Annotated in this window: 21 protein-coding genes and 1 tRNA gene; 14 read left to right on the forward strand and 8 right to left on the reverse strand. The window is 39.2% G+C overall.

Going from position 1 to position 21,424, the window contains the following annotated elements; all coding sequences use genetic code 11:
* Positions 1-380: 380 nt before the first annotated feature.
* Both ACSHZO_RS05610 and ACSHZO_RS05615 read left to right on the forward strand, forming a co-directional pair.
* The gene (locus tag ACSHZO_RS05610) at positions 381-749 is read left to right on the forward strand and encodes an outer membrane beta-barrel protein (RefSeq protein ID WP_298245866.1); all 369 of its coding nucleotides are present in this window, start codon (positions 381-383) and stop codon (positions 747-749) included.
* Entirely contained in the window at positions 704-1,111 is a 408-nt protein-coding gene (locus ACSHZO_RS05615) for a hypothetical protein (protein WP_298245865.1), read from the forward strand. Before ACSHZO_RS05610 ends, ACSHZO_RS05615 begins: the two co-directional genes overlap by 46 nt.
* A 455-nt stretch (positions 1,112-1,566) precedes the next feature.
* Here the strand turns inward: ACSHZO_RS05615 and ACSHZO_RS05620 are convergent, their stop codons facing one another.
* Positions 1,567-2,748 carry a site-specific integrase gene (locus ACSHZO_RS05620; RefSeq protein WP_298245864.1) on the reverse strand — a complete coding sequence of 394 codons (1,182 nt, stop codon included), beginning with the start codon at positions 2,746-2,748 and terminating at the stop codon, positions 1,567-1,569.
* A 216-nt stretch (positions 2,749-2,964) separates the two neighbouring features.
* A tRNA-Arg gene (locus ACSHZO_RS05625) sits at positions 2,965-3,036 on the reverse strand.
* 98 nt (positions 3,037-3,134) lie between these two features.
* On the opposite strand from ACSHZO_RS05625, the gene ACSHZO_RS05630 reads away from it, so the two are divergent.
* Genes ACSHZO_RS05630 through ACSHZO_RS05640 form a run of 3 tightly spaced genes read left to right on the forward strand, consistent with a single transcriptional unit; the run spans position 3,135 to position 5,687 of the window.
* Positions 3,135-4,118 carry a DUF1028 domain-containing protein gene (locus ACSHZO_RS05630; protein WP_298245863.1) on the forward strand — a complete coding sequence of 328 codons (984 nt, stop codon included), beginning with the start codon at positions 3,135-3,137 and terminating at the stop codon, positions 4,116-4,118.
* Between the two features lie 9 nt (positions 4,119-4,127).
* On the forward strand, positions 4,128-4,487 hold the full coding sequence (locus ACSHZO_RS05635) for a hypothetical protein (RefSeq protein ID WP_295178152.1): 360 nt from the start codon (positions 4,128-4,130) through the stop codon (positions 4,485-4,487).
* 45 nt (positions 4,488-4,532) lie between these two features.
* The gene (locus tag ACSHZO_RS05640) at positions 4,533-5,687 is read left to right on the forward strand and encodes a DUF3095 family protein (protein ID WP_298245862.1); all 1,155 of its coding nucleotides are present in this window, start codon (positions 4,533-4,535) and stop codon (positions 5,685-5,687) included.
* Between the two features lie 24 nt (positions 5,688-5,711).
* Here ACSHZO_RS05640 and ACSHZO_RS05645 read toward each other — a convergent pair whose 3' ends face one another.
* Positions 5,712-7,268: a M20/M25/M40 family metallo-hydrolase gene (locus tag ACSHZO_RS05645; protein ID WP_298245861.1), complete on the reverse strand. Its 1,557-nt coding sequence runs from the start codon at positions 7,266-7,268 to the stop codon at positions 5,712-5,714.
* A gap of 143 nt (positions 7,269-7,411) precedes the next feature.
* Here ACSHZO_RS05645 and ACSHZO_RS05650 point away from each other — a divergent pair, with 143 nt between their 5' ends.
* Positions 7,412-9,781: a S9 family peptidase gene (locus ACSHZO_RS05650; protein ID WP_298245860.1), complete on the forward strand. Its 2,370-nt coding sequence runs from the start codon at positions 7,412-7,414 to the stop codon at positions 9,779-9,781.
* The gene (locus ACSHZO_RS05655; RefSeq protein WP_298245859.1) at positions 9,778-11,010 is read left to right on the forward strand and encodes a cysteine desulfurase-like protein; all 1,233 of its coding nucleotides are present in this window, start codon (positions 9,778-9,780) and stop codon (positions 11,008-11,010) included. The genes ACSHZO_RS05650 and ACSHZO_RS05655 overlap by 4 nt, the downstream gene beginning before the upstream one ends.
* On the opposite strand, the gene ACSHZO_RS05660 is transcribed toward ACSHZO_RS05655, so the two are convergent.
* Genes ACSHZO_RS05660 through ACSHZO_RS05670 form a run of 3 tightly spaced genes read right to left on the reverse strand, consistent with a single transcriptional unit; the run spans position 11,007 to position 15,005 of the window.
* Positions 11,007-11,609: an outer membrane beta-barrel protein gene (locus tag ACSHZO_RS05660; protein ID WP_298245858.1), complete on the reverse strand. Its 603-nt coding sequence runs from the start codon at positions 11,607-11,609 to the stop codon at positions 11,007-11,009. The genes ACSHZO_RS05655 and ACSHZO_RS05660 overlap by 4 nt on opposite strands.
* Positions 11,610-11,663: 54 nt before the next feature.
* Positions 11,664-13,805, reverse strand: coding sequence for a glycoside hydrolase family 97 protein (locus ACSHZO_RS05665; protein ID WP_298246223.1), 2,142 nt, complete (start codon positions 13,803-13,805; stop codon positions 11,664-11,666).
* A gap of 57 nt (positions 13,806-13,862) precedes the next feature.
* Positions 13,863-15,005: a cystathionine gamma-synthase gene (locus tag ACSHZO_RS05670; RefSeq protein ID WP_298245857.1), complete on the reverse strand. Its 1,143-nt coding sequence runs from the start codon at positions 15,003-15,005 to the stop codon at positions 13,863-13,865.
* A gap of 152 nt (positions 15,006-15,157) precedes the next feature.
* Here ACSHZO_RS05670 and ACSHZO_RS05675 point away from each other — a divergent pair, with 152 nt between their 5' ends.
* Positions 15,158-15,958, forward strand: coding sequence for a DUF3298 and DUF4163 domain-containing protein (locus ACSHZO_RS05675; RefSeq protein ID WP_298245856.1), 801 nt, complete (start codon positions 15,158-15,160; stop codon positions 15,956-15,958).
* A gap of 12 nt (positions 15,959-15,970) precedes the next feature.
* Here the strand turns inward: ACSHZO_RS05675 and ACSHZO_RS05680 are convergent, their stop codons facing one another.
* Positions 15,971-16,093, reverse strand: coding sequence for a hypothetical protein (locus ACSHZO_RS05680; RefSeq protein WP_298245855.1), 123 nt, complete (start codon positions 16,091-16,093; stop codon positions 15,971-15,973).
* 276 nt (positions 16,094-16,369) lie between these two features.
* On the opposite strand from ACSHZO_RS05680, the gene ACSHZO_RS05685 reads away from it, so the two are divergent.
* Together ACSHZO_RS05685 and ACSHZO_RS05690 are read left to right on the forward strand one after the other, a co-directional pair.
* Positions 16,370-16,723, forward strand: coding sequence for an arsenate reductase family protein (locus tag ACSHZO_RS05685; protein WP_298245854.1), 354 nt, complete (start codon positions 16,370-16,372; stop codon positions 16,721-16,723).
* Positions 16,716-17,615 (forward strand): DMT family transporter, encoded by a 900-nt coding sequence (locus ACSHZO_RS05690; protein WP_298245853.1) that lies wholly within the window; start codon positions 16,716-16,718, stop codon positions 17,613-17,615. Before ACSHZO_RS05685 ends, ACSHZO_RS05690 begins: the two co-directional genes overlap by 8 nt.
* Positions 17,616-17,665: 50 nt before the next feature.
* Here ACSHZO_RS05690 and ACSHZO_RS05695 read toward each other — a convergent pair whose 3' ends face one another.
* Positions 17,666-18,163, reverse strand: coding sequence for an acyl-CoA thioesterase (locus ACSHZO_RS05695; protein WP_141879137.1), 498 nt, complete (start codon positions 18,161-18,163; stop codon positions 17,666-17,668).
* Positions 18,164-18,244: 81 nt separating this feature from the next.
* On the opposite strand from ACSHZO_RS05695, the gene ACSHZO_RS05700 reads away from it, so the two are divergent.
* The 4 genes from ACSHZO_RS05700 (at position 18,245) to nadD (ending at position 21,307) form a co-directional block, all read left to right on the forward strand.
* Positions 18,245-19,207, forward strand: coding sequence for a YheT family hydrolase (locus ACSHZO_RS05700; protein WP_298245852.1), 963 nt, complete (start codon positions 18,245-18,247; stop codon positions 19,205-19,207).
* Between the two features lie 74 nt (positions 19,208-19,281).
* Positions 19,282-20,139, forward strand: coding sequence for a YicC/YloC family endoribonuclease (locus ACSHZO_RS05705; RefSeq protein ID WP_298245851.1), 858 nt, complete (start codon positions 19,282-19,284; stop codon positions 20,137-20,139).
* Complete coding sequence (gmk, locus tag ACSHZO_RS05710; protein WP_298245850.1) at positions 20,139-20,726, forward strand: guanylate kinase; 588 nt, start codon at positions 20,139-20,141, stop codon at positions 20,724-20,726. Before ACSHZO_RS05705 ends, gmk begins: the two co-directional genes overlap by 1 nt.
* Positions 20,723-21,307 carry a nicotinate (nicotinamide) nucleotide adenylyltransferase gene (gene nadD, locus ACSHZO_RS05715; protein ID WP_298245849.1) on the forward strand — a complete coding sequence of 195 codons (585 nt, stop codon included), beginning with the start codon at positions 20,723-20,725 and terminating at the stop codon, positions 21,305-21,307. The genes gmk and nadD overlap by 4 nt, the downstream gene beginning before the upstream one ends.
* Positions 21,308-21,424 lie beyond the last annotated feature (117 nt).

Consider the following 21,424-nt stretch of genomic DNA (forward strand, 5'->3'; position numbering starts at 1 on the left):
TTTATTCATCAGTATAATCATACATCAAAGGCTAGTAAAAAGCTAAGAAATAGCATCTAAAATCATCCTGAGATGGAAACTTTAATCCTGGACTCTGGGCTTTTTTCAAAAGAATTAAATTTGTAAAAAATGCCTGCCAGTCATTTGGCAGTTTATTATTGTTTGCCTGTTTGTATTGTTTATAAAAGATTCCAGTATTTGTTCACAGGTAGTACAGTGCCAATACAGTAATGGTACACTGCTTGTCTTATAAATGCAACCAAGGCGCACCAGTGCCTGTGCATTTTTGATACAGCCTCTGTACCGCGAATCTGGTGTAAGAATAATTACCGGTAAAAATGAATCGAACCAACAAATTATATTGAATAGATGATAAAAAAATGGGCATAGTTGCTATAATTTTGATTTCATTAAATGTCAAAGCCCAGGAAAACAAATGGGGATTGGAAGCTAATTTAAACCCATTTTTTCTTGGAGCCTTAAATTCAGAGAGCGATTCTAACGTAGAAAGTGAGGGCCTATCTGGAGGATATAATTTAGGTATTTCAATTAAATATAATACATCAGATTCCTGGCAGGTAGAAGGGGGAATGCAGTATTCGGAAAAAACTTATAACGGTAAGGCACTTAGTTTTGTTGAAGAAGGATCACATTATCTTAGTGAATTAAGTTATATAAAAGTTCCATTACTAATAAATTATGGATGGCAATGGGATATAAAAAGGATACTAGGATATCTTTTGGTTTAGGTGGTCAATTTCTAAGCTTGAACGATTACTTTTTGAAAATTGAGGATCGTCTTCAGATTATAACCATTGAGAATGGTAAAAGAACACTCTATAATAAAAATGAAGATATGGTTAAAAGTGTGATTGAAGATGAATTTTTCTCAAAGCAAAAGCTCAGCTTGGTAGGACAGTTCGGTTTGGAAAAACAAATAACAGATTCATTTTCCTACAGTATAAAATTACGAACTGAATATGATCTTGGTTTGCTAGATAATAATAGTGCCTACAGTTATGAGTTATCTTATTTTAGAATAGGATTGCAATTTGGATTTCAATATAAAATACGTCCAAAATCAGCAAGATATATTGAGGGTAATATGTAAAATAAGAGTAACCCACGCGTTGTATATGCTCTACGCATTTAGTGAGTGTTTCTTTAAACCTCACCTTAGATTATTGGACATGCTTGCTCCACTAAAGGAAATAATTCCAGACCATTCCATTTAGAAACTAGGATTGAAATCGAAGAAAAAAATTTAACTCTCTTGCATAAAGCAGAAGAATTTTAATAAAAAAATTGATTCATTGAGTTTTAATTTATGAGGAAAAAGAGAGGAAGTATCTCTCTAATATACTAATCGCTAAGTGCCATAATTAGACATGTTTTCAACAAGCTAAAACAAACGAAACCGGATTTATCAAATTAACTAACAAAGACCTGCTGCCATCAGCCAATGCAATATTCCCTCTTTTTTGGAAAATCAGCTAATTGAAACTTCTTTACTAATATCTCCATTTTCTCCATCGAGTCTTTTTTGGAGAAAATCCATATCATCGCTCAATTTTCTCTCCACAACCTTTGCATAGATCTGGGTAGTAGAAAGTTTTTATGCCCTAAAATTTTCGATACTGTTTCAATAGGCATTCCGTTAGATAGAGCTACCGTAGCAGCAAAAGTATGCCTGGCCAAATGAAAAGTTACATGCTTTTTTACTTCACAAGCTATTGCGATTTCCTTTAGATATTGATTGACCTTTTGATTAGAGATCACAGGCAATAAAGAATCATTTACCTGGCAGCTTATATCGTTTTTATATTTTTCAATAATTGAAACGGCCTTTCTCAACAAGGGCACTTTTACAGAATTTCCATTTTTCATTCTTCTGGTTACAATCCATAGTTTGCCATTAATGCCAATAGTTAGATTTTCAGGTTTCAGTAAATTTAAATCTCCATAGCTTATCCCGGTATAGCAACTAAAAACAAATAAATCCCGTACCCTTTCCAATCTTTCTAATTCAAGATCTTTGTCTTCTATCTTCCTAAGATCCTCTGATGATAGAAATTCTCGCTCCCTGGCTTCTAAAGTAGATTGAAACTTTAAAAAAGGGTTCTCATCGATCCATTCCATCCGGTAAGCCAATGATATCATTTTCTTCAGTCGTTGAATATGCTTCATAACCGCATTATGTTGCAAATTCTTCTGATAATGTTTTGGCTTTAGAATCCTTAGAAAGTTTTCGAACTTCAATACGAAATTATAGTCTAACTCTTGTAGGTAATAATCCTTTCTACCAAACTCCTGTTTAATAAATTTCCGGATATAGTTCTGGCTGGTATTATAAAGCCGCCTAGTATTCGGCCTTAACTTTGAAAAACAAGTTGTATTATGGTATTCGAATATATCCTCCAAAGAGTACAATTTTTCAGTCTCCCCGAAGTATTTTTTCTTGATATTTTCCAGGGATCGAACCTTACCTTCTATCCTTAATTCCTGGTAATATTGAAAAAGCATAGAGTATTCGTGGTCTAGGAACTCATTGAGCTCTAAATCGAAAGCGTCAACACCAGTTGATCTTTGCCTTTTGGAATCCCATAATTCTATGGCAATCTTACGCTTTAAACTGATGTTTAACTTTTTGTTATCCAGTGATATACGAACATAAATAGGGGCTTCACCGCCCTTTTCTCTTTGGATGTATATCCAGAACAATACTGAAAATGTTGACGAAGTACGCATGATTTGACGTGTTAAAATGAAACATTAATACGAAAGTCAAATCAGTGATCGCGCAGGTTTACGCCTCCTCAAGATAAGAATTTTTGTTGACAAAATGTTGACGATCTGCGTGACGAAATACTTGATTTCAAACGATATCACATAATATCAAAAAAAATTAAAACCTTGAAAATCAAAAGATTAACAAGGTTTTGGTTAAGGCTATACCCTTTCCAGTGGCCTCACCAGGAATCGAACCTGGATCTAAAGTTTAGGAAACTTCTATTCTATCCATTGAACTATGAGGCCATTGAACGAATTTATAAAAATCGGCATTGACTTCGCTACCACATAATTCTAAAATTTACAGTCTTATTCTATATCTTTAGACTTTAAGTTCGTTAAGTATGAAAAAATTAGTTTTAGCAGTTTTCTGTTTATCGATATTCAGCACTCACGCACAGAATATTGGACATGAAAAAAGCGCTTTTGCGCATACATTTTCAATTGTTGCCAGAGATACTGTCACCGGTGAAATGGCTGTAGGCGTTCAAAGTCACTGGTTTTCGGTGGGTTCTATAGTATCCTGGGGCAAATCTGGTGTTGGAGTGGTTGCTACTCAATCCTTTGTAAATCCGGCCTACGGTCCTCAGGGACTTGAATTAATGGAAAATGGAATGCCTGCAGATATCGCGCTGGCTAAAATGGTAGATGAAGATGAAGGCCGTGCTTTCCGTCAGGTTGCATTTCTGGATATAAACGGAAATGTTTCTGCCTATACTGGTGATAAATGCGTTCAGGCTGCGGAAGATATACAGGGTAATAATTTTTCTGTACAGGCAAATATGATGTTAAATGAGAATGTAGTTCCTGCCATGGCAAATGCCTATGCTACGAATTCAGATCTTGCTTTAGCTGAAAGAGTGGTCGCTGTGATGCTGGCCGCGCAGGAAGCCGGTGGTGATATACGAGGAAAACAATCTGCTGCTCTTATTGTCGTAGGTCCTGAAAAAACCGAAAAAAGCTGGGAAGATAAAAAGGTGGATCTTAGAGTGGATGATCACGAAACTCCAATCAAGGAACTTGGAAGATTACTGAAGGTGCACCGTGCTTACGAGCATATGAATAAAGGAGACCTTGCTGTGGAAGCCAACGACATGGAAAAAGCACTTCAGGAATATGGTACTGCAGAAAAAATGTTTCCTGAAAACCTGGAAATGAAATACTGGAAAGCTGTAGCTCTTGCTAATAGTGGGAGAATGGAAGAAGCAAGACCAATTTTCAAGAAAGTTTTCGCTACAGATGAAAACTGGAAAGAAATGACCAAAAGATTGCCGGCATCAGGACTTCTGAATATTTCAGAAGAAGAATTAGATACACTTACTAAATAAGATAGCCATATGATAAAATTGATAAAATTTAGTTTTTTAAGCCTTCTGTTCATAGCCTTCATCGCTTGTGAGGAGACTAAAAAAGAAGAAGAGAAAACTTCCGAAGAAAAAGAAACCATAAGCACTGCGAATTCGATGAAAACGAATATGGCAGCAGGCAGTGAGCTTAAATACAATCCTGCTCATGGCGTAGAAGGTCATCGTTGTGAACTACCGGTAGGAGCTCCTCTTACAAGTGAGGGAAACACTCCGGCCCAACCTATGACCACTAGCCCTGTTAGAATGCAGAGCGCCACTCCAACGATTAATCCTCCACACGGGCAACCTGGACATGACTGTTCAGTAGCTGTGGGTGCTGAGCTCAATTAATTCTAAAATCCGAAATTTTTACACATCCATTTCGACAGAAGTTCTATGATGGACAAGCATCGTAATTTCTATACCGAAGTCCCGATTAGTGATCTGGCTATTCATGAACTTTTTCGAGACAGAAGCAATTTTCAGGAGGTTCCACCAACTTGGCATGTCCTGGTTGCAGATATTCGGGATTCTACCAAAGCAGTCAACGAAGGCAGGCATGAAGAAGTGAACCTGGTAGCTACCGGCTGTGTGATCGCTATACTTAATTTGTCCATTTTTGAAGGGATCACCGTTCCATTCTTTTTTGGAGGCGATGGAGCTACTTTTTTAATACCTGATAGTATAACTACCAAAGCTTTATCTGTTCTTGAGAAACACAACAGGAACGTTCAGAAGAATTTTGAATTTGAACTTTCATTGGGAACTTATCCTGTGAAAGATCTTTATCGGGATGGGATCGAATTAAAGATAGCTCGCGTAAGTACTACAGAATCTCTGGTGATCCCGATTATCATGGGTCAGGGATTACTAATTGCAGAAAAGCTTATCAAAGAAAGACCTGAATCCCCGCAAATCGAAGAAGATCAAATTTCTCTGAATTTATCCGGGATGGATTGTAAATGGGACAAGATCAAACCACCATTGGAAAACCAGGAAGTTTTAAGCCTTCTTATAGCTGGATGCGGTGATGCTAACTACCCGGAAGTTTATTCAGATATTCTCGAAAAGCTCAACGAGATCTACGGTTCCACGCAACGCAGAAGACCAATCTCTACAGACAAGCTTAAAATGTCCACCAGTTTTGACCGAATTAGCAATGATGTAAAGGTTAAGTGGGGTGACAGTAATATTCCGGAATTTCTAAAAGGAGTTTTGATTAGCCTGTTCGGGGAGTTTTATCTTAGAAACACCAATCTTGGAAAAACATATTTAAAGCGAATGGTGGAATTATCTGATAATCTAAGCCTCGATGGCAGAATTAATACGGTGATCACCGGTAGCGCAGATCAAAGAAAAGAACTTTTCAAATACCTTGATAGTGTTGAAAAACAGGGTCTCATTAAATATGGTTTTCATATTAGTGAAGAAAGTATCATGTCCTGCTATGTTCGAAACATAAAGACAGATGAACATATCCACTTTATAGATGGTGGAAATGGAGGATATACAAAAGCGGCCAATGTGCTCAAAAAGAAATTGGCAAATTGACCGCTTTAGTAATGTTTTAATTTATTAATCTTCGTCCAGACCTCCTCTACGAGTTGCATCCCGTGGCTCTGGCCAAGTCATCTGCTCTCCGGTTCTACGACTTTTTGGTAAGCTAATCTGTTCTCTGGATGTCTTTTCAGGATCTTCACTAGCCATGTAAGCAAGTACCGCTGTAAGGATCACGTTATTTCTAACATCGTCAAAAACGATCTTATCATAGGTGTCCCTGTTGGTATGCCAGGTGTAATTCCAGTAATCCCAGCTCAATGAACTTAGATTGAATGCTGGTGCTCCAGCCGCTACAAAGGATGCATAATCAGATCCTCCTCTTCCTGGAGATCCAGGGAAATTGGTTTCAATATGCGTAGTAACATTTTCTGGAACTTCGTACAACCAGCGTCCTATATAGTCATATGCATGCAGGAATCCGTTTCCAGAAATATTTACTACCCTTCCAGTTCCGTTATCCTGATTAAATAAAGCCTGTGTATTTTCAACGATTTCCGGATGATCCTTCACAAAAGCTCTGGATCCATTCAATCCCTGTTCTTCACTACCCCAGTGTCCTACCAGAATGGTTCTTTTTGGATTTGGATACAACTTTTTAAGAATCCTCATCGCTTCCATCATTACGATAGTTCCTGTTCCATTATCAGTTGCACCAGTTGCGCCATCCCAGCTATCGAAGTGTGCTGAAAGAATCACATATTCTTCAGGCTTTTCTGAACCTTTGATCTCTGCTATTGTATTGAAAGTAGGAACTTCTCCCAGCTCCTGAGATTCAGCTACTACTTTTAATTCAGGTTTATCACCATATTCTGCAAGCCTGTATAGCATCCCATAATCCTCCAGTGAAATATCGATGGTTGGAATTTCTTCGGTATACGAAGAAAAAACTTTGTTTACGCCAAATCCGCGAGACCAGTAAGACGAAATGATCCCGACTGCTCCTGCTTTTTCCAGTGCCTGAGGTAATTCTCTTCTAGATAATCCGCTAGCTGAAGTACGTTCTCTCCAAACTTCACTTAAACTATCACGATCCTTTTTCATTTTTTCGAATGACTCTTCTGTCGCCCAATCTTCCCAGTTATCATCTGGTCTTCCTGTTGGCTGTGGCATCGAGATCATCACGAATTTCCCTTTAACCGACTTCAATTTATTTACAAAGTCCATAGAGTCTTTTGCTGCCGGAAGGATGATAACTTCAGCCTGCACTCCTTTTTTGCCGGTAGATGGACTCCAGGCCAGCTGTCGTGCTTCAAGGCTCTGAATTCTTGGAGAGATAAGGTCTACATGTGTGATACCGCGCTCCCAGCCTTTCCATTTTCCCCATTCTTCATTTCTCGCATCAATATCCCAGCTCTTGTATTTATTTACCGCCCAGTCGTTAGCCTGTTTCATTTGAGGCGTCCCAACAAGTCTTGGACCTACAACGTCCAGTAATTCATGCGCAAGATTTTCAAGTTCTGAATTGCCTTCTGCTTCTTTTACGATTTTCTCCACCATTTCCTGGGTGCTTTGCGCAAATGCAGCCGAAAAGGAGATGAAAAATAAAAAGGCTAAGGATAATTTTTTTGTCATAATGTAAAGATTGGTTGATGTATTTTACAATATCGTTCTTTTTAGAACAATTGCTCTGAAATTAGACCGCAGTGGTACGAAAACGTTTAATGCGGAGTTAAAATTTGGCTATATTGGCCTTCCAAAATCGTAAATTTTCACCAATGCTTCAAAGATTCGCGTTTCTCGCCATCCTATGCCTCCCATTTTTACAGCTAAATGCCCAAACTTCAGAACTTAGTGTCCAGAAGATCATGCAGGATCCGCAATGGATGGGTAACTTTCCTGATAGAGTTCGTTGGGGAATTCATAGTGAAAATGTCTATTTTCAGTACAATCCTGAAGGGAATGCTGCAGACAGTCTTTATAAAATCACGATAGATGACCCTCAAAAGATCTTAAAGGTTTCTTCGGAAGAATCTAAAGCAATGATCCCAACTTACGGTAAATTCAGTAGTGACCGAAAGAAAATGCTGTATACAGATGAAGGAAAACTCGTCATCTACGATATGAATGATCGATCCAAAAAGGAATTGATCAGTTTGCCCTTCAGAATAAGTGATCCTGAATTTTCAGCTTCAGAAAATCAAATTCTTTTTAAAGCTGAAGACAACGCATTTATCTATCAGCTCGAAAACGGAACGCTTCAGCAACTTACCAATATCAAATCTGGATCGAAAAAAGCTTCCGCAGATAAAAAACTAAACGAAAAGGATCAATGGCTTCAGGACGAGAACCTTGATCTTTTACAGGTTGTGAGAGAGCGTAAAGAGAACAGGGAAGCATCGAAAAAGTACCGCGAATCTACCAGCGATCCTGAAGAATTCACTTTTTTCCTGGACAGCAAGAACATGAGCAATTTCGTGATTTCACCAAACGCTAAATATGCTGCATTCAGCCTAATCGACCGGGAAAGCGGAAAAAACACAGGCGTTCCTAATTATGTAGATGAAAGTGGGTATACCGAAGATCTTTCGGCCAGAAGCAAGGTTGGAGATCTAAAATATTCCGCAGAACTGGCGCTTTATCAAATTGAAAAGGATACGGTACTAAAGTTTGATTTCACCAGTCTACCTGGAATTTCAAAACTACCTGATTATACTGCAGACTATCCTGAAAAAGAATGGAAAGAAGAGCCGCGACCGGTAATTCCATCTTCCATGAAATTTAGTCCTGAAGGAGACAAAGCGGTAGTAAATATACGTTCTACAGATAATAAGGACCGCTGGATCGTGGCTGTGAATCTTGAAACCGGAACATTTGAAACGCTTGACCATCAAAGGGATGAAGCATGGCTCGCAGGACCGGGAATTGGTTATACTTACTACGGATATGAAACTATGGGATGGTTGCCAGATAATAAGCATATTTATTTTCAGACTGAAGAATCAGGCTATTCTCATTTAGTGATCCTGAATACGAAAACAGGGAAAAAGAAAGATCTTACTCCCGGGAAATATGAAGTTTTTGATCCTATGATCTCAAATGATGGAAAGTACTGGTATTTCACTTCTTCGAAAGTTCATGCCGGGGAAAGACATTTTTATAAGATGCCTTTAATGGGCGGTAACATGGAGCAACTTACTTCCATGACCGGGAATAACGATGTACGGTTATCTCCAGATGAATCGCAAATGGCGATCACTTATTCCTATATGAACAAACCGGAAGAACTATTTTTAAAAGAAACCTCAACAACTGCTGAAGCGATCCAGGTAACCGATGGCAGATCTGAAGCCTTTAAGGCTTATGACTGGCGTGAACCTCAACTTATTAAATTTACAGCGCAGGATGGCGCAAAAGTTCCAGCCAGACTATACCTGCCTGAAGAAGATGTGAAAAATGATGCTGCAATCGTATTTGTTCATGGTGCAGGTTATTTGCAAAATGCTCACAAATGGTGGTCCAGTTATTTTCGCGAATATATGTTCCATAACCTTTTAACTGATCTTGGTTACACCGTGATCGATATCGATTATCGTGGTAGTGCTGGTTATGGAAGGGATTGGAGAACTGGTATTTACAGGCATATGGGCGGAAAAGACCTAAGTGACCAGGTGGATGGCGTAAAATATCTTATAGATGAGCATGATATCAATCCTGAAAAAGTGGGTATTTATGGTGGTAGTTACGGTGGATTTATCACCTTAATGGCTTTATTTACTGAAGCTGATACTTTCCAGGCAGGTGCTGCTTTAAGGTCTGTAACAGACTGGGCGCACTACAATCATGGCTACACCAGCAATATTCTTAACGAACCTTCCCAGGATCCAATCGCCTACAAGCGCTCTTCACCTATTTATTTTGCTGAAGGCCTTAAAGGTGATTTGTTGATCGCTCATGGAATGGTAGATGTAAACGTGCATTTTCAGGATGTGGTTAGATTAAGTCAGCGTTTGATCGAATTAGGAAAAGAAAACTGGGAACTTGCCGTTTATCCAGTGGAAGATCACGGATTCGTGGAGCCTAGTAGCTGGACAGATGAATACCGAAGAATACTTGAACTATTTAATGAAAACCTATTGGAAGAATGATAGACATCAAATTTGTAAGAGAACAATTTCCTGCGCTTGAACGGGATTTCGTTTTTATGGATAATGCTGGAGGATCACAGGTTTTAAAGCAGGTCACCAACAAGATCACAGAATATTTGCTTCATTCCAATGTACAGCTAGGTGCTTCTTACGCTGTTTCCCAGGAAGCCGGAGACAGATTAAAGGCTTCTACCCAAGTTGTTTCAGAGCTTATCAATGCTTCCAGACCTGAGGAGATCGCGATGGGTTCCAGTACAACTATGCTTATGCGAATTCTTAGCCTAAGCATTAGTAAGAACTGGGTAAAGGGAGATGAGATCATTGTTACCAATACAGACCATGAGGCGAATGTTTCTCCATGGACCGATCTTGAACAGTCTGGCTTCAAAGTTAAGAGTTGGCAGATAAATCCAGAATCCCTGGAACTGGATATAAAAGATCTTGAACATTTATTGACAGATAAGACGAGACTCGTTGCAGTTACTCACGCCTCCAATGTGCTGGGAACGATCAATCCCGTTAAGCAATACGCTGAAATAGTACATAAAGCAGGTGCTTTGATCTGTGTAGATGGTGTCGCCTACGCTCCGCATAGAAAAGTGGACGTTCAGGAGCTGGATGCCGACTTCTATACATTTAGCTGGTACAAAACTTATGGACCACACCTGGCCATGATGTACGGTAAGTATGACTTACTGAAAGAGCTGGAAAGTATCAACCATTATTTTATAGATAAAGATGCTGTTCCCTATAAACTGCAACCCGGAAATTTCAATTTCGAGCTTACCTATGCGGTTTCCGGAATTACCGATTACTATGCTGAATTGCACGATCATCATTTCGACGGAAAAGATCTTCAGTTTAAGGAAAAATTGAATAAAACCTACGAGCTTATTTCTACCCATGAAGAGAAGCTGGCCACAAGACTTCTGGATTATTTAAATTCAGTTTCAGAAATAAAGATCATTGGACAACCCAGTGCTGCTGCTGAAAAAAGAGTGCCTACCATTTCATTTTTGCACCAAAACTTCCGAAGTAATGAAATTGTAGAAGCAGTAGATCCTTATAATATTGGAATCAGGTTTGGTGATTTCTATGCTAAAAAATTAATTCAGGACCTTCAGATGGAAGATAATAACGGCGTGGTAAGAGTGAGCCTGGTACACTACAATACCCTGGAAGAAGTTGATAAACTGATAGAAGTTTTTAAAACGATCTTTAAGTCTTAACGGTAATTACCGAAGACACGATTAAAAGGTATTTTGAAGCCCAATAAAATGGAGTTTCTTCGTACCTGATCCTTTACTACTTCCAGTACCTCTGCTTGTGCGGAGATTTCAAAAGTAAATTGATTACGAACCCGGTAGGAAACAGATAATTTTGCCGGGATCGTGATCACCCTAATGTCTTCCTCCAGAACGTTCCCGTAATCTGGAGCATTTTGAATAAACGAAGCTCCAATTCCCGCCCCGAAAAGTACATTTTCGATCTGGTTAAAGGGGTCGAAATTAACATAGGGCATAAAAGTCAAAGAATTGTAATGTTCATTATCACTAAGATCTGAAGCTGAAGTTCGCTGCCAGTAGAGTTCGGCTCCAAAGCCTGTTTTAGGCAACAAGTAGTAGATCGCGTAGATTCCCACCGCGTAGTTAGGCTCAAAACCTGAATTGGTAAAGCTGTCGCTCTCCCCGCTATCAAAAACATTCTGAGAAAGATACAGGGAGGTATGGGCATAGCTCAAACTTGGACCCACCTCAAAATCCCGGTATCTCTGGCTGAATGACTCAACCGTGATAAATAGCAGAACTATTACTAAAAGTTTTTTCACTTATGAAAATTTAATGACCGGGAACTTATCTAAAGAAATCCCGGCCATTTGAAATTATAGCTTTTTAAGGTCCTTTACTTCAGATTTTTCGGCTTCCATGATGCTGATCGCGAAACCACCACCCGGAGCAGATTGCTGTGACAACCTGGATTTGCTATTCACCCGGTACTTTTTGATCTCATAGGCTTGAGGATTAGTCTTGTAATGCGCATCTGCAGCATCTGCATAGATCGTTGCAATGTACGTTTTACCTTTATCCAGGAAGTCAAATTCAATTTTTGAAGTCCGCGTTTTCTCGCCATTCACATTTCCAACGAACCAGTTACTGGTTCCCTTTGCTTTTCTCGCAACAGTAATGTAATCGCCAGGCTCCGCTTCCAGGTATTCACTTTCATCCCAATCCAATGCTACATCTTTAATAAACTGAAAAGCATCTGGGAATCTCATATAATTTTCCGGAAGATCAGCAGCCATTTGCAATGGGCTGTACATCGTTACATACATAGCTAGTTGATTCGCCAGCGTACTATTTACATGGGAATTGTTGTCAGGATTCAGCTTAGAAATATCCATCTCAAAGATTCCGGGAGTATAATCCATAGGTCCGCCAATGAGTCTTGTAAAAGGTAATACGGTCACATGATTTGGTTTGGAACCTCCAAATGCCTGGAATTCGGTACCACGAGCAGATTCGTTACCTATAAGGTTTGGATAGGTTCTTCTCAATCCCGTTGGTCTTACCGCTTCATGAGCATTCACCATGATCTTATAATCTGCAGCTTTGGTTACAGCATATAAAAAATGGTTGATCGCCCACTGCCCGTAGTGATGTTCACCACGCGGAATTATATCTCCAACATAACCGCTTTTTACGGCTGGGTAATCATACTTATTCATGAACTGGTAGGCTGTATCCATATGACGTTCATAGTTCCTGATCGCCCCGGAAGTCTCATGGTGCATCATCATTTTCACACCCTTACTTTGTGCATACTTATGAATTGCTTCCACATCAAAATCTGGATACGGAGTTACAAAATCAAATACATAATCTTTTGATTTGCCGAACCAGTCTTCCCAACCTTCGTTCCAGCCTTCCACAAGAACGGCGTCAAAACCATGCTCTGCGGCGAAGTCTATATATTCCTTTATATGCTCTGTATTTGCAGCATGTTTACCATTTGCAGTTGTTTTGGAATAGTCGGTTTTCCCTAGTTGTACTGAAGGTAACTCATCTGTATACGCCCAGGAGCTTTTACCTGTGATCATCTCCCACCATACCCCAATATATTTCACTGGCTTGATCCAGCTGGTATCTTCCAGTTTATTTGGTTCATTAAGGTTCAGGTTCAAATTTGAAGCGAGGATCTCTGTTGCCTCATCACTTACCATGATCGTTCTCCATGGAGATACTGCCGGCGTCTGTATGTATCCTTTATTTCCAACTGCATCTGGAGTTAACCAGGATTCAAAAACCAGGTTCTCTTCATCAAGATTAAGATTCATTAGCGAATAATCTACAAGAGCCGCTTCATGTAGGTTGATGTAGAGACCGTCACTGGATTTCATCATAAGAGAAGTCTGCACTCCTGTGTTTGAAAACTGTTCCTGAGAAGCGTTCCCGGTAACCGCCGTATCAAATTTTGAACTTATTTCTGAAAGTTTTGATTCGGTATAGTCATACTCCTGTGAATCATAATCGCCGGGAAGCCAGAATGCGGTGTGATCTCCTGCCATTGCAAATTGAGAATGTTCTTCTTCAATAACAAAATAAGTTAAATTCTGTTGCTCCGGAAATTCATATCGAAACCCAAGACCTTCATCGAAAAGTCTGAAGTTAAGGATCAATTTACGATCTGTGTCTTTCTGAATTAGTTCAACCTGCAGTTGATTATAAATGTTTCTTATATCTTTAGTTTCTCCCCAAACTGGCTTCCAGGTATTATCGAAGCTGGTTTCACTGCTATTCTCTACTTCAAAATTCTTAAGCAGATCTTCTGAATCTTTCAAGGCCAGACCTAGCTTACTTTGTTTGATCACAGACTTACCTTTATACGTCAATTCGTAAGTTGGTTCACCTGCATCGGTCAGGCTAAAATTCATCTTAAGTTCAGCATTTGGAGAACTTAGATTCTGGGCAGTAGTAAAGCCTGAAACTAGCAGAAGTAATAGTGAGAAAATTGAAGTTTTAATCATCGTGGTATATATAAAGAAACCCATTTGAGGGGTTTCAGAAATTAAAATTAATATTATTTATCCAATAGCCTGTCGAAGATCTTCGATTAAGTCTTCTTCATCTTCGATTCCCACGCTAAGTCTAATTAAGGAATCCACCACACCTGTTTTTTCTCTTTCTTCCTTTGGAATTGAGGCATGGGTCATACTGGCGGGATGTCCTGCAAGCGATTCTACACCACCAAGAGATTCGGCAAGTGTGAAAACTTTCAAATTTTCAACGATCTTACGCGCGCTTTCCAGCGTGTTTTCTATTGTATTGAACGAGATCATTCCTCCAAAACCTGACATTTGTTTTTTCGCAATCTCGTGATTGGGATGGTCTTCAAAACCCGGCCAGTAGACATCTTTCACCTTATCATTGGACTTCAGAAAACCTGCAATTGCTCGACCATTCTCGCAGTGTCGCTGCATCCTGACATGCAGGGTTTTGATTCCTCGCAAAACAAGGAAACTATCCTGAGGACCACAAATCGCACCACTCGCATTCTGGATAAAATATAATTTATCGGCAAGTTCCTTGTCCTTCACGACCAGTCCACCCATCACCACATCACTGTGACCTCCCAGATATTTAGTAGCGCTATGCATTACAATATCGGCTCCAAGTTCCAAAGGCCTTTGCAGATATGGTGTGGCAAAAGTATTATCAACAGCTAAAAGCAGTTCGTGCTTCTTCGCAACCTTTGAAATTGCCTCGATATCGATAATATTCATCATTGGATTGGTAGGAGTTTCTACCCAGATGAGCTTTGTTTTTTCATTGATATGCTGCTCAATATCTCCTACAACTTGCATTCCCACGAATTTGAATTTGATTCCAAGACCTTCAAAAATCTTTGTAAACAACCTGTAGGAACCCCCGTAAAGATCATTTGTGGAGATGATCTCATCACCTGGTTTAAACATTTTAAGCACTGCATCTATTGCAGCCAGCCCTGAACCAAATGCCAAACCATATTCACCGTTTTCAAGACTGGCGAGTGATTTTTCCAGTGCGGTTCTGGTTGGGTTCGCACTTCGGGAGTATTCATAGCCCTTGTGTTCACCGGGTGAACTTTGAGAATAGGTCGTGGTTTGATAGATAGGTGGCATGACAGATCCATAAGCTGGATCCACGTTGTCCTGTCCTCCATGTATAGTCTTGGTATTGAACTTCAAATTGCAAAATTTTTAATTACGAAAAGTGCTTGTGTTCATTCTTGAACATTAGCCTTTCAATGCCTGAAAATCGTAGTAAACAAATGTAATCAGCTCGTTGAGCATTCACAAAATTCAATTTACCTTTATCCTCTAATTTAACACCAATAGCCTTGAAAAAAGCAATTCTTTCAGCTTTAATGATTCTGATTCTATTCTCCTGTGCAGATGAGGAGAAAAAAGACGAAATAGAAATCCTGGAATTTAAGCAGGAAACCGTTGAGAAGAGTTTTAACAATTGTGATCCTGAGAATGGAGATTGCACTTTTATAAGTCTCAGCTACCCGGTCGCAAAAAATGATGGAAAGATCTCGAAAAAGATCAATTTAGAAGTGGAAAGCTTCCTCCAGAATACTGTGGATTTCACAGAGGCGGATAGTATACAATCCCCCCGGAAACTGGTAGATCAATTTTTGCAGAATTATGAAAGAACTGCCGCCGACTTTCCCGATTACGACCTTCCTTGGGAAGCCACGATCCTTGGAAAAGTAATTCAGCAGAACGAAGAGCTGGTTTCCATGGAATTTACTACAGATATGTTCACCGGTGGTGCACATGGCTATAATAGTGTGAGTTACCTCAATTTTGACGCTGAAACGGGCAGGCTATTAGTCGTAGAAGACCTCTTTTCTTCGGAATTTATCAAAAAAGCAGAGCAGGATTTCCGCGTTAAACAGAACATTCCTGAAGGTGCCAGTATCAATAATACCGGTTTCTTCTTTGAAAATGAAAAGTTCCACCTTCCAGCTAATATCGGTGTCTATCCTGGGAAGATCGTATTGCATTATAATGCTTATGAGATTGCTCCTTATTCCGCAGGAAGTTTCAGAATGACTTATTCCAGAGCAGAAATTTCAGAATATCTAAAGACTAAAGAAACTATAGAAGAGCAATATACCAGAAATCTGAAATAGCTTCGGTTTAAATTAATTGTGACTCGCATTTTCTAAATTAGCAGAATTCCATAAATAATAAGAAATTACTGCAGGCCAGATCACCAGCAGACTACAAATAAATCGCTCGTAAACTCCATTGATATCATCGGGCATCAGTGGCTGAATTGGTGCCAGAAGGAGCCATGATCCTCCAACCCATATCGTAGTACTGCTGTGAGTTTATAGATCGTAGATGTCTTCAAATTTTGTGAATTTTGACCCTATTAAATGATATTAAGGAATTCAAATCAAGATTTTTTAATGATCTTAATAGGTGAATAAACGGAATCTCAATCACCTTTCTGTTTTATCTGAAGATTAAGGATGGCGTAGAATATATGTTTTCCCGACAAAATATTCGTTCTTTGCATTTTCCGAAAACTCTCAGTTATGAAAAAAGTCTATCATCTTTCCACCTGTGATACCTGTAAACGAATCTTGAAGGAGCTGGATCTTCCAGATGATTTTGAACTTCAGGACATCAAGACCGAAGCTATTTCTAAGGAACAATTGGAAGAAATGCATCTATTAGCTGGTTCTTATGAGAGTCTTTTCAGTAAAAGGGCGAGGTTGTATAAAGAGCGTGATCTAAAAAATAAGTCCTTAGAGGAATCTGATTATAAGGAACTTATTCTGGAGCATTATACATTCCTGAAGCGACCGGTGGTTATTAACGGAGACAAAATTTTTATTGGTAATTCTAAAAAGACCGTGGAAGCTGCAAAAAGTTCTGTACATGGATAATACCAGATTATTAGCCATTCTGGCAGCCATTGGAGCGAGCACCATTTACGGGATCAACCATACGCTTGCCAAAGGTTTAATGCCTTTGTATATCGAGCCTTTCGGTTTTATATTACTTCGAGTGACCGGTGCAGCGATCCTTTTCTGGTCGATAAGCATTTTTGCACCGAAAGAAAAGATCGCAACTTCTGACTGGCCGCGTATTATTGGCTGTGCTATTTTTGGGATGGTTATTAATATGCTCTTCTTTTTTAAAGGGCTTAGTCTTTCAACACCTATCAATAGTTCGGTCATCATTACATTATCGCCAGTAATGGTTTTGATTCTTGCGTCTATCCTGATAAAAGAACGTATCACTTTACTAAAAACTATTGGGATCATTGTAGGAATGGCAGGTGCGCTGGTGTTGGTGCTTTTTAGCTCAGATCAAAACCAGAACGCCCCGAACATCCCGTTAGGAAATGTTCTTTTTATCGTCAATGCCTTCTCTTATGGTCTATACCTTATACTCGTAAAACCACTGACTAGAAAATATCATGCGATCACTTTGATGAAGTGGCTATTCTTAATCGCCGTATTCATCAATCTTCCTATTACTTATTCTGAATTTGTTGCTGTGGACTGGAACAATTTACCATTGGATGCGATCTGGAAAATGGGATTTGTGGTTCTTGGAACAACGTTTATGACCTATTTACTGAATATTTATGCCCTGAAGCAGCTTTCAGCATCAACGATAAGTGCATTCATATACCTGCAACCGCTTATCGCGATCACCTTCGCCATCATGGTTGGGGCAGATTCCCTGAACTGGACGAAGGGAATTGCGGCTACACTGGTATTCGTTGGGGTGTATATGGTAAGTATGAAAAAGACAAAAGTAAAGGCCTGATATTGTAGAATAAATCTACAATACAGACCTTTCTATAAACTTAATACTGCTTATAGTTTAGCCAGCTCTTCGCTGCTTAAATTATCTGGTCGTTTGCCGTATTTACGGGTATCTTCCTTGGTTAGGGTTCTGAACTCTTTCGTTTTTGGCGTACTGTCCAACTGCTTGAAAAGTTCTTCCGGCAGGGTGGTAAGTTTACGTTCTTCAAGGTCTATCCACGATCCCATCATTTCACAGGTTGCACAATTCCTTCCCTTATGATCATAGATCTTATGAATAAATTCAAAGTACATCCCATCTTCAGAAAGTCCGTTTAACTCTAGACTTACTGTAACCGGTTCGCCTGCAAATATCTCTTTGAAATAATATATATGCTCATAAAAGACGATAGGTCCCAGATTGTAATGAGCGAGTTGCTTCTGCCCAAAACCATTTTCCATCAAAAAGCCCATTCTTGTATGGCTCATAAAGTTTATATAGGCAGAATTGGCCAGATGCCTGTTCGCATCAAGGTCGCTCCATCGTATCTCGAATTTCTTGGTATACATGATCTTACTTTTATTCAAAACTACCAATAAATAGTATGCATGCATAACAAATTTTACCTAAGTTTATATTAAAATAGATACATGCCGCTTCTCTCAAGCAACTATCATCCTACAGGAATTTTCAAGAATGCAGATGCTTCAACCATTTACGCTGGCAAACTCCGGAAGGTAGAGCTAAGCTATACACGGGAACGTATCACTATTAGTGACGGAGATTTTATAGATCTGGACTGGAGCAAATGCAAAAAAGATTCAGAATTGCTGGTGATCCTGCTTCATGGTTTAGCAGGGAGTGCAGATAGACCTTATATGCACGGTATGGCACTTGCCTTCAATAATATGCAATGGGATGCCGTGGCCATGAACTTTAGAGGATGCAGCGAAGAAATGAACCGATATTTTCAAAGTTACCATGCCGGCGCCAGCGATGATCTGGCCGAAGTGATAACCCATGTATTGTCCTTGAAAAAATATAAGAAAATCGCTTTGGTTGGATTTAGCCTGGGTGGAAATCTACTCATGAAATACCTGGGTGAACAGCGTAGCAGGCCGAAGAAAATCATTGGTGCTGCGGGAGTTTCCGTTCCATGTGACCTGGCAGGATCACTGGGAGCGATCAATAGAATACGGAATTTTATCTATAGTAAGAGATTCGAAATCAACTTGAAGCAGCACCTCAATAAACGTGCAGAACTGTTTCCAGATCATCTTGATAAAAATAAGATAGCCTCCTGCAATTCTCTTCGGGATATTGATGAACTCTATACTTCCAGGGCTCATGGTTACAAAAATGCAGATGACTACTACGCTCAGGCGAGCGCTCAGAATTTTCTTCAGGATATAGAAGTGCCCACTTTATTGATAAATGCTAAGAATGATACTTTTCTATCTACAGGTTGTTATCCTGAAGAGGTTGCGAAAAATTCAGAAAATATACATCTTGAGATGCCTGCTTTTGGTGGCCATGTAGGCTTTGTAACCAGAAGTAATGTTTATTATCATGAAAAAAGAATTACCGAATTTATGAGTTCCCTTTTAGATTAGATTGCATCTACCAGGCATACAATTGTACATGCTATAGAATTGATTATCTTTGCGCAAGCTTTTAAAATTCAGGCATGATCCAATCGATGACAGGCTTTGGGAAGAGCGTTACACAAATTCCCACCAAGAAAATCACTGTTGAACTCAAATCTCTCAACAGTAAGAATTTTGACCTGAATGCCCGCATTCCGTCGCAATACCGTGAAAAGGAACTCGAACTTCGAAATATTATCTCCGATTCTCTTGGACGCGGCAAAGTAGATCTTTCCATTTATGTGGAATCTACCGCAGAACAAACTACTACAAATGTGAATACTGAGGTAGTAAAGATCTATATGGATCAACTTCGGAAGATTGTAGATACCAGCGAAATTGAGCTGTTGAAAATGGCAGTAAAAATGCCCGATGCTCTTAAAACTGAACGTGAGGAGATCGATGAAGAGGAATTTATTGTGATCGAAACTGCAGTAAAAGATGCTTTAAAAGAGATCAATAACTTTAGAACAGATGAAGGTGAAGCCCTTGAAAAAGATCTTCAACTTCGTATCAACAATATAAAAAGCTTGCTTGAGGATGTGATCAGGATCGATCCGGATCGTGTGGAAGCTGTAAGAGAAAGACTTCGGAAAGGTATAGAAGAGATAAAGGAGCAAGCCGATGAAAATCGTTTTGAGCAGGAGATCGTATACTATATCGAAAAATTTGATATTACTGAAGAAAAGGTAAGACTGGATAACCATCTAGATTATTTTCAGAAGACACTGGATTCTTCAGATTCCAATGGACGTAAACTTGCCTTCATCTCCCAGGAAATAGGAAGAGAAATTAATACCATAGGTAGCAAATCCAATTATGCACCAATGCAACAAATGGTGGTCCAAATGAAGGATGAACTTGAAAAGATTAAGGAACAGATCTTAAACGTATTGTAATGGACGACGGTAAATTGATCGTATTTTCAGCTCCTTCAGGATCGGGTAAAACTACTATAGTTAGACATTTACTGAAACATGAGGAATTGAAACTTGATTTTTCAATTTCAGCTACCTCTAGAGAAGCCCGAGGTGAAGAGAAACATGGACAGGACTATTATTTCCTTTCACTGTCAGATTTTAAACAAAAGATCAAAAATGACGAGTTCCTGGAATGGGAAGAAGTTTATCGCGATAATTTCTACGGAACCTTGAAAAGCGAAGTGGAAAGAATCTGGGCGAAAGGAAAGCACGTTATTTTTGATATTGATGTGGTTGGCGGCTTGGATATCAAACATATCTATCCAGACAGAACGCTAGCAGTCTTCGTGAAACCACCAAGTATCGAAGAATTAAAGATCAGGTTAAAAAAACGTGAGACTGAAAGTGACGATAAAATAAATATGCGCGTAGCAAAAGCCTCTATTGAACTTGCCACCGCACCTCAATTTGATTTTATTATCGAGAACAATCACCTGGGAACTGCTTTAAAGGAAGCTTATAATCTGGTTTCCAATTATGTTGGCGCAAATAATATTAAGGAATGAACAGGAAAGTAGGTTTATTCTTTGGATCCTTTAATCCTATCCATATTGGTCATTTGATCATTGCCAATCATATGGTAGAGCATTCAGATCTTGATGAGGTCTGGCTGGTTGTGACTCCGCACAATCCGCACAAAAAGAAAAGCAGTTTACTTGATAATCATCACAGACTCGAAATGGTATATAGGGCTTGTGAACCTTTCGAAAACCTCAAACCCAGTAATATTGAATTTGGTCTGGAACAACCAAATTATACCGTAAACACGCTGGCACACTTACAGGAAAGGTTTCCTACCAATGAGTTTTGCCTGATTATGGGTGAGGATAATTTAAAGAGTTTCCATCGCTGGAAGAATTATGAAGTTATTCTGGAGAACCATCAGTTGTATGTGTATCCCCGAATAGCCGAAGGTACGGAGATCGAAAGATTTCGAGATCATGCCAAAATAACCAGAGTTGACGCTCCAATCATTGAAATTTCAGCAACCTTTATAAGAAGATCTATTTCCGAAGGAAAAAATGTGACACCTCTGTTGACCGATGATGTCTGGAAATATATTGAAGAAATGAATTTTTACAAATAAGTAAAGACTGTTTAAAAATCCGTTTTTTGAATATCCTAGTTTGCTGATTGAACCTACTTTTTTCATTGTGGAACTACAAGCATAAGAACGTCGACTGCTCTCAATTTAATATTCTCA

This window comes from Christiangramia sp. 3-2217-3z (assembly GCF_051195275.1).
In the GTDB taxonomy this organism is placed as follows: domain Bacteria; phylum Bacteroidota; class Bacteroidia; order Flavobacteriales; family Flavobacteriaceae; genus Christiangramia; species Christiangramia marina.

Excerpts from the sequence above, each read along its gene's own strand:
- ACSHZO_RS05610 (WP_298245866.1), top strand. The coding sequence starts at position 381 with ATGGGCATAGTTGCTATAATTTTGATTTCATTAAATGTCAAAGCCCAG.
- ACSHZO_RS05615 (WP_298245865.1), top strand. The coding sequence starts at position 704 with ATGGCAATGGGATATAAAAAGGATACTAGGATATCTTTTGGTTTAGGT.
- ACSHZO_RS05620 (WP_298245864.1), bottom strand. The coding sequence starts at position 2,748 with ATGCGTACTTCGTCAACATTTTCAGTATTGTTCTGGATATACATCCAA.
- ACSHZO_RS05630 (WP_298245863.1), top strand. The coding sequence starts at position 3,135 with ATGAAAAAATTAGTTTTAGCAGTTTTCTGTTTATCGATATTCAGCACT.
- ACSHZO_RS05635 (WP_295178152.1), top strand. The coding sequence starts at position 4,128 with ATGATAAAATTGATAAAATTTAGTTTTTTAAGCCTTCTGTTCATAGCC.
- ACSHZO_RS05640 (WP_298245862.1), top strand. The coding sequence starts at position 4,533 with ATGATGGACAAGCATCGTAATTTCTATACCGAAGTCCCGATTAGTGAT.
- ACSHZO_RS05645 (WP_298245861.1), bottom strand. The coding sequence starts at position 7,268 with ATGACAAAAAAATTATCCTTAGCCTTTTTATTTTTCATCTCCTTTTCG.
- ACSHZO_RS05650 (WP_298245860.1), top strand. The coding sequence starts at position 7,412 with ATGCTTCAAAGATTCGCGTTTCTCGCCATCCTATGCCTCCCATTTTTA.
- ACSHZO_RS05655 (WP_298245859.1), top strand. The coding sequence starts at position 9,778 with ATGATAGACATCAAATTTGTAAGAGAACAATTTCCTGCGCTTGAACGG.
- ACSHZO_RS05665 (WP_298246223.1), bottom strand. The coding sequence starts at position 13,805 with ATGATTAAAACTTCAATTTTCTCACTATTACTTCTGCTAGTTTCAGGC.
- ACSHZO_RS05680 (WP_298245855.1), bottom strand. The coding sequence starts at position 16,093 with ATGCCCGATGATATCAATGGAGTTTACGAGCGATTTATTTGTAGTCTG.
- ACSHZO_RS05685 (WP_298245854.1), top strand. The coding sequence starts at position 16,370 with ATGAAAAAAGTCTATCATCTTTCCACCTGTGATACCTGTAAACGAATC.
- ACSHZO_RS05690 (WP_298245853.1), top strand. The coding sequence starts at position 16,716 with ATGGATAATACCAGATTATTAGCCATTCTGGCAGCCATTGGAGCGAGC.
- ACSHZO_RS05695 (WP_141879137.1), bottom strand. The coding sequence starts at position 18,163 with ATGTATACCAAGAAATTCGAGATACGATGGAGCGACCTTGATGCGAAC.
- ACSHZO_RS05700 (WP_298245852.1), top strand. The coding sequence starts at position 18,245 with ATGCCGCTTCTCTCAAGCAACTATCATCCTACAGGAATTTTCAAGAAT.
- ACSHZO_RS05705 (WP_298245851.1), top strand. The coding sequence starts at position 19,282 with ATGATCCAATCGATGACAGGCTTTGGGAAGAGCGTTACACAAATTCCC.
- gmk (WP_298245850.1), top strand. The coding sequence starts at position 20,139 with ATGGACGACGGTAAATTGATCGTATTTTCAGCTCCTTCAGGATCGGGT.
- nadD (WP_298245849.1), top strand. The coding sequence starts at position 20,723 with ATGAACAGGAAAGTAGGTTTATTCTTTGGATCCTTTAATCCTATCCAT.